General features: G+C 44.7%; 5 protein-coding genes. 4 read left to right on the top strand and 1 reads right to left on the bottom strand.

What is annotated here, in order from left to right; genetic code table 11:
• From QUA54_RS29175 to QUA54_RS29165, 3 genes are all read left to right on the top strand, one after another.
• On the top strand, window positions 1-156 hold a 156-nt coding region (locus QUA54_RS29175), incomplete at its 5' end, for an IS1 family transposase (protein ID WP_333417956.1).
• 476 nt (window positions 157-632) lie between these two features.
• Entirely contained in the window at window positions 633-2,636 is a 2,004-nt protein-coding gene (locus QUA54_RS29170; protein WP_333417952.1) for a cation:proton antiporter domain-containing protein, read from the top strand.
• A gap of 488 nt (window positions 2,637-3,124) precedes the next feature.
• Entirely contained in the window at window positions 3,125-4,786 is a 1,662-nt protein-coding gene (locus tag QUA54_RS29165) for an alpha/beta hydrolase (RefSeq protein WP_333417950.1), read from the top strand.
• Window positions 4,787-5,702: 916 nt separating this feature from the next.
• On the opposite strand, the gene ilvC is transcribed toward QUA54_RS29165, so the two are convergent.
• Window positions 5,703-6,752: a ketol-acid reductoisomerase gene (gene ilvC / locus QUA54_RS29160; RefSeq protein ID WP_333040067.1), complete on the bottom strand. Its 1,050-nt coding sequence runs from the start codon at window positions 6,750-6,752 to the stop codon at window positions 5,703-5,705.
• Between the two features lie 308 nt (window positions 6,753-7,060).
• On the opposite strand from ilvC, the gene gloA2 reads away from it, so the two are divergent.
• Window positions 7,061-7,447: an SMU1112c/YaeR family gloxylase I-like metalloprotein gene (gloA2, locus tag QUA54_RS29155; protein WP_333304198.1), complete on the top strand. Its 387-nt coding sequence runs from the start codon at window positions 7,061-7,063 to the stop codon at window positions 7,445-7,447.
• The last annotated feature ends 12 nt before the right edge of the window (window positions 7,448-7,459 follow it).

Here is a 7,459-nt window from a genome sequence, read left to right as displayed (position 1 = left end):
GGAAAAACTAATCACATTGAAAGATTTAATAATACATTGCGCCAACGTGTTTGTCGTCTAGTAAGAAAGACTCTTTCGTTTTCTAAAAAGTTAGAAAACCATATTGGTGCTATTTGGTATTTTATCCATCATTACAACTATGTTTTGAGCCAATAAATATCTAATCACTACATATTTATCACTACCCCCATTTAAATTGTCTGTTGTGGTGAAAAACCCGGTTTTTTTAAGAAACCGGGTTTCTGAATTAGGAGCGAGTTTGCCAAGCTCCATCTGGGAATATATGTCTGTGTCCCCTTGCATTTGATACCTAAATAGTGGTGGAAACAAATAGGAGCAAAAACCAGGTTTCGGCGTTAACGTCGATCGCTCACAACCTGTTATTGTGACTCTTAACCTGGTTTTTGTCCCTCCAGTAAAAAATATAATTTTTTTAATCGGAGTTCGCGATCCACCCAATTTCTAATCATCAAACCCATATTTTACCAATAAACCGAGTTACTCGCGCCCAGTCTTACTTATTACCAATTACGCTGTAATATATTGAGAATACCTCTTTAGATTGATAGACATTTTGATTGTTTCCTTTTAAATATGGTAGCAGTTCGCTGCCAATATTTAGGGTGAAATTTATGTTAACTTCCGGGCCAATTACCGCCCCCGTTCCCGTTTTTCTAGTTCTTTTAGCAATCATGCTACTCGCGCCGCTGTTATTTGAGCGCTTGCGATTGCCGGGAATAGTCGGTTTAATTATTGCTGGCGTAATTGTCGGGCCCAACGGTCTAAATTTGCTGCAACGAGACGCTACTATTGTTTTGTTAGGTACTGTAGGATTGCTGTTTTTGATGTTCCTAGCGGGACTGGAAACTAGCCTCGACGACCTCAAACTCAATGCGGACAAAGCTGTCATATTTGGGCTGGCTACTTTTTCGCTACCGATGATATTGGGGACGGGAGCGATGCTGCTGTTGGGATATAGCTGGCTGGCTTCAATTTTAGTCGCTTCTTGTTTCGCTACGCACACGCTTTTAGCGCTGCCAATTCTCAGCAAATTGGGATTGATGCGAACTCAGACTATTACTACAACTTTGGGCGGGACTTTAATTACGAATGTGTTGGGGCTGTTGGTGCTGGCAATTGTTGTCAAAGCTTTCAAAGGAAATCTCACTCTCGATTTTTGGCTGGTTCTCATTCCATCTCTTGCTATCTACACTTTTGGTACTTTGTGGGGAGTCCCCAAAATCGGTCGCTGGTTTTTTAAGAAATTCGGACATGACGAAAATGCCGAATTTATATTTGTATTAGCTACCCTGTTTGTAGTTTCTTACGCAGCAGAACTAATTGAGATTGAAGCAATTATTGGTGCGTTTCTATCGGGAATTGCCATTACTCAAATTATTCCCAAAATGAGTCCGCTGATGAATCGGATTGAGTTTATTGGCAATACGCTGTTTGTGCCGTTTTTTCTGATTTCTGTGGGGATGTTAATTGACCCGCTAATTTTGGTGAAGCAGCCGCAGTCTTTGTTGGTGGCGGCGGTGATGATTTTAGCAGAGGTCGTGAGCAAGTTTTTGGCAGCATGGCTACCGGGGAAATTATTTCGTTTTGAGTTTCCCAGCATTATGGTAATGTTCGGTCTTTCTGTTGCTCAAGCTGCTTCTACTTTGGCTGCGATTACGGTTGCTTTTGACATTAAATTGGTCGATCGCGTAACGGTGAACGGCATCATTGCCATGATTTTAGTAACTTGTGTCGCTTCTCCTTGGATTGTATCTCGGTGGGGTCAACAAATGCAGCAGCCGGGGTCTAGTTTGCCGGCTGCTACTTCGCGAAAGAATTCATGGGGAGATCGAGTTTTAGTGCCTGTTGCTAATCCGAATACGGAAGATAATTTGCTGCGTTTGGCTTTGATTTTAGCAAAAAGCTCTCAGGGAACTTTGCTGCCGCTGCATATTTTGTCCGATCGCGGGGAAGCAATTTCGCCCGCAGATAAAATGCAGCAAACTCAACTTTTGACGGCTGCGGAAACTGTGGCCCATGCTGCTGCTTGTGCGGTTGAACCGATCGCGAGGATAGATGATGCGATCGATCGCGGAATCCTGCGGAGTGCAACCGAACGCGAGGCTAGTTTAATAGTTTGCGGTTGGAAGGGATTTTCCACGACTCGCGATAATTTTTTTGGCAGCATCATTGACAATGTGGTAAGGCGATCGCCCGTACCCGTACTGATTGCTCGATTTCCCGATCCTATCCAGAATACAGCCAGAGTTATTTTGGCGGTCACTGACAGCGAGTTGACTCAGTTTGGATTTCAGGAAACGGTGGATATTGCTAAGAGTTTGGCGGACGAACTCAAGGCGACTTTGCAAGTGGTGTTGGTGGCGACAAAACGGGAACAAAGCAACAAAAGTGCGGCGGAGGTGGAAATTCTTTCTGAGATACCAGTAAATCGGGTGCGGGGAAATTTTATCAAGCTAGTTTCGCAGAATTTGTTAGAACACGACTTGCTGATTTTAACAGCAATTTCTCACCAACAGAAATTGTGGGAACAACCGGGAGCTCTTAAAGAACCGGAAGCGATCGCTCGGGCTCACCCAGAGATTTCTATGCTTGTTGTTTATTTTCCTGTATCTTGAGGAAGATTTTAACCGCAGATTACGTTATGAATCTGCGGTTTATATTTTAGGGCTAAAGCCAACTGGCAAATTAAACAAAGGTATGTAGTTGCGCTTTAGCGCTCTTTCTTAGCTTAGGAAAGAGCGCTAAAGCGCAACTACATACGTAAAATTTAAGCCCTATTTGTGACAATTGTGTAAGTCTTATATTTAATCCTAATCCAACGGAATTGCTACCAAAATTTCCGCACCTTGGCGCGGTTCGGAAATACACTAGATCCCTCTTTTCACTCGCAAAGTTTGTATTTTTTGGGCTGCCGATTAAAAAATCCTTCAACTCATCATCATTAGCACCCACAAGAGAAGTGCAATTAGGTGCGGAATGGGCGATCGGCAAGTAAATATGCCCAGAGGGGTTGACGATCGCGCCTCAAGTCAGACAATTTTTCGGCATAGGGGAGAATTTTGAGAATATGGTGATATATCTCCTCTAGTTCAATAAGGTAAAAATGAGCATCAGACCAGCTTTCAGATGGTTTTCTTCGGTGGCGAGTGTTTTGGGTTCGATCGCGATGGATACTTTCAGTGCTGTGACATCTACTGTAAAACCGGCAGAAACGGTTGTTGTTGTCCGCAAAGGAATTTTAAAATTGTCAATATCGGTTGCAGATTTGCGCGAACTCGCAGAAACAGGAAAAGTCCCCGAAAAACTGCAAGCTTACGCCAATCTCCTGTCCTCCGAACAGCGCAGTAAAATCTTTCGAGCGCTGCAAGCAAAAATTCCCTTAAATGTAGTCGGCCTGACCAACTTGCTAAATACGGGCATCGGCACTGCAATCCTGAAGGATTTGACTACAGTCATACCCAGGCGCGACGGTGCCGGTGTCGAAGCGCTGCGATCGGCTCTGGTGCAGGGAGCGAAAGCCCCGGAAGGCTTATCGGTATTGAGTTTCATTGAATCTTATCCCAGCTCGCGCTTAGTGGTGGATCTCGATCGAGCTTTCGCAGTTTTGGGAAATTTGAACGTAAGTTTTTGGCAAACTCAGCGGTTTATGACGGCGATCGCACCTCAGTTAGCAGCGGTTAAACCTGCCCTGAACCTGCCTTTCGACCCGAGCCAGCGCGGCCCTAATGGCGTGCGGGTACGGGCGCTAGATTTGAACGATAGCGCCCGCAATCGACCTATTCCGGTTGATGTCTACTGGTCGAGAGCTGCGACAGCCGACAAACCGACGATCGTCTTTTCTCACGGTTTGGGTTCAGTGCGCACGGATTTGCGCTACTTAGCCGAGCATTTGGCGTCTCACGGCTATGTGGTAGCAGCTTTAGAACATCCGGGAAGCAATGAAACGAATACTAATGCTGCGATCGCGGGTAAGTCTCCCTTGCTAGCTCCTCAAGAGTTTTTAGACCGTCCCAAAGACATCAGTTTTGTGCTCGACGAACTGACAAAATTGAACCAAACTGATGATAATTTGCAGGGGAAAATCGCGATCGACCGATCGGTAATTATTGGCTATTCTTTCGGCGGCGCTACAGCCTTGTCCTTGGCCGGCGCCGAACTGCAATTGAGCGGACTAAAACAAAGGTGTGAGGGGGATTTGATTGGGTTCAGCTTGGGCGAAGGCATTCAGTGCGCCGCGGCCGCATTGCCCGAAGAACGGTATCAATTGCGGGATGCGAGGATTAAAAGGGCGATCGCCATGAATCCGATCGCATCATTATTATTTGGAGAAACGGGTTTAAGTGCAATTCAAATTCCCACCTTAATAGTAGCATCTTCTGCCGACAAAACAACTCCCGCCTTAGCCGAACAAATTGCCGGCTTTCCGAAAATTCCATCTCCTAAATGGCTAGTCGGTTTTGTAGGAGGAACCCACTTAAGCGTCAAAGATCCGAGTACAACCTTAGACCAAGTTCGCAGGCCGAGTACAGGAATTACTGGCGATGAACTTGTCGGCGACCAAGCTGTTAGCATACGCAATTATATTAAAGCTGTAAGTTTGGCCACGGCCGCTCAACTAACGGCAGAAGCTGACAAATATGCAGTTTTTCTAACATCAGAATACGCGCAATTTGCTTCCACACCGGCAATCCCAGTGCGGCTGGTAACAGAAATTTCCCCGGAAATTAATGCAGTCTTGCAAACTTTTATTCAAGGGAATAAGTAGTCATTAGTCATTAGTTATTAGTCATTAGCGAATAACTAAGGGTTAAGACTTGTACTAAAACGGATAAACCGGGTTTTTTAACAGGAATTACACTTGCATATGTATATTTAGGGTGGGCAATGCCCACCTTATACCAATCCGCACTAACAACCCTTTTATAAGACTCGGCGATTTCAATCGCACTCTGCGCTTGCCTGTCGTCCCTCTCTGCGGACTTATAAATAAAGGAAATATTTAAGCCGGATGTCGTATTGCGACCTAGCAGCCTTTCCTTTTGTGTGCGCCGCCGCTTAGACCCAGGGTGTATGTTTCTTCTTAAGCTGTTTCTGATATATTTTGTCCGTGCAAGGGCAAAATATAACAAAGCGCTTTCACAAACTCTACTCCCAAACTGCCATGCCTAAAAAAAATTTTATCCCGCTGTTGCTTCTGTTTATAGCGCTGTTTACCCTTTACGGTGACAGTTTAACTTTTCTCCCCAAACCTGTAAGAGATACTAGCGTGGCAAGTCGAAAGTTCTTCGTCGGGTTGTGGCCATCATGGGTGAAGCCGCAAGATTCAAACAAGCAAAGGGATAAGGAGATTGAGAACTTGGAAAAAAGCCCTAGTCCCAGTAGATAGTTTTGATCTACTCACGAGAAACCCGGTTTCTCTAACAATACCTAGCCATTTTCTTGTAGGTTGAGTTAAGCAAAGCGAACCCTACGCTTCGCTTCGCCCAACCTTACGATTTTAGATTTTAGATGAAAGATTTTTTATCCACTCTCTAATCTGTAATCGATTAAACTTAAGATTTGAGATTTTCCTCCAAGCGGTAAGGTGCGCACTGCGCACCCTACATAATTAGGTTCTGCGTTCAGGACTGTTTTAGATTGGTTCTCCCATCTAAAATCTAAAATCTAAAATCTAAAATTGATTAAGCGTGCTTTTTCAACCAGCTAAACATAGCTCGCAAATCTTTACCAACTTCTTCAATAGGATGTTCTGCTTCCTGACGGCGCATGGAGGTAAATCCCGGTTTGCCTGCTTGGTTTTCCAGAACGAATTCGCGGGCAAATTGGCCGGATTGAATTTCGCTGAGAATTTTGCGCATTTCGGCGCGGGTTTGATCCGTGACGATGCGGGGGCCGCGAGTTAAATCGCCGTATTCTGCGGTATTGGAGATGCTGTCGCGCATTTTGGCGAGGCCTCCTTCTACTACTAAGTCAACGATAAGTTTAACTTCGTGCAAACATTCAAAATAAGCTAATTCCGGTTGGTATCCGGCGTCAACTAAAGTTTCAAATCCAGCTTTAATTAATGCGCTCAAACCGCCGCACAAAACTACTTGTTCGCCAAAAAGATCCGTTTCTGTTTCTTCGCGGAAAGTCGTTTCAAGGATGCCGGCTCTGGTGCCGCCGATACCTTTAGCATAGGCCATTGCCCGATCGCGCGCTTGACCGGAAGCATCTTGATATACTGCAAACAAACTAGGAACGCCTTCCCCTTGTTCGTAAGTCCGCCGCACCAAGTGTCCGGGGCCTTTGGGGGCAACCATTACTACGTCTACATTGGCAGGGGGAACAACTTGGCCGAAGTGAATGTTAAAACCGTGAGCAAATGCTAAAACATTTCCTTCTGAAAGGTTCGGTTCGATTTGTTCTTTGTAAATAGTTTTTTGAACTTCATCGGGCAATAAAATCATGATGAAGTCAGCGGCGGCGGCTGCTTTGTCTACGGGGTGAACTGTTAAACCCGCGTCGGTTGCTTTGGCGGCAGATTTGCTACCGGGATACAAACCGACAACGACATTCATGCCGCTGTCTTTGAGGTTCAGGGCGTGGGCGTGTCCTTGGGAACCGTAGCCGATGATAGCAATCGTTTTGTTGGCTAAGAGGTCTAGGTTCGCGTCGGTGTCGTAATACATACGGGCCATAGTGCTTGTCTCCTGAGATGCAAATTGGGTGATTGACTGCAAAACTCTCATTTTATCAAAGTAGGGTACTTTTTTTTGCAGAATTTTTTAGATTAAGATTTCGGCGGGGGAAAATAAAGGGCGATCGTCCTGAATTTAGCAGGGTTTCTCGCCGAGTCTGCGATCGTCAAATATAATTGTTAATAGCGTGCTGTGCATTTGGAAAAACCTCACATCTTGCACCATTCTCAAGAACAGGCAAGATGCCTGTTTCACAAAAAGTGAATTTTCTCGCTTCACAGGCATCTTGCCTGTTCATAAAAAGCTGATTGAGCATGGTGCAACATCTCAGACAAACGCAACTAACTAACTTTTTTAATATGAAAATAAAAGCAATACATCATGTCGCGATTATTTGCTCTGATTACGAAGCGTCGAAGAAATTTTATGTAGAAGTCTTAGGATGTTCCATTATCAAAGAAACTTTCCGAACCGAGAGGAATTCTTACAAACTAGATTTGCGAGTCGGCAACGGCGACACCATCGAGCTTTTCTCATTTCCCCATCCTCCTGAAAGAGTTAACAATCCTGAAGCTTGCGGTTTGAGACATTTAGCTTTTGCAGTTGAGGACATAGAAGCATCCGTTGCTTACTTAAAATCCCAACAAGTAGAAGTAGAAGAAATTCGCTTTGACGAGATTACAGAAAAACGGTTTACCTTTTTTAGAGATCCAGACAACTTACCGTTAGAAATTTATGAACTTTAGAGCAACAGCCAA

It is taken from the genome of Microcoleus sp. MOSTC5, assembly GCF_036701825.1.
Lineage (GTDB): Bacteria > Cyanobacteriota > Cyanobacteriia > Cyanobacteriales > Microcoleaceae > Microcoleus > Microcoleus asticus.
The sequence above is the reverse complement of the archived record's forward strand: the minus strand, read 5'-3'. Positions and strand labels throughout refer to the sequence as shown.

Bases quoted from the DNA above. Each gene is read 5' to 3' on its own strand.
- gloA2 (WP_333304198.1), top strand. From the start codon at position 7,061: ATGAAAATAAAAGCAATACATCATGTCGCGATTATTTGCTCTGATTAC.
- QUA54_RS29165 (WP_333417950.1), top strand. From the start codon at position 3,125: ATGAGCATCAGACCAGCTTTCAGATGGTTTTCTTCGGTGGCGAGTGTT.
- QUA54_RS29170 (WP_333417952.1), top strand. From the start codon at position 633: ATGTTAACTTCCGGGCCAATTACCGCCCCCGTTCCCGTTTTTCTAGTT.
- ilvC (WP_333040067.1), bottom strand. From the start codon at position 6,752: ATGAGAGTTTTGCAGTCAATCACCCAATTTGCATCTCAGGAGACAAGC.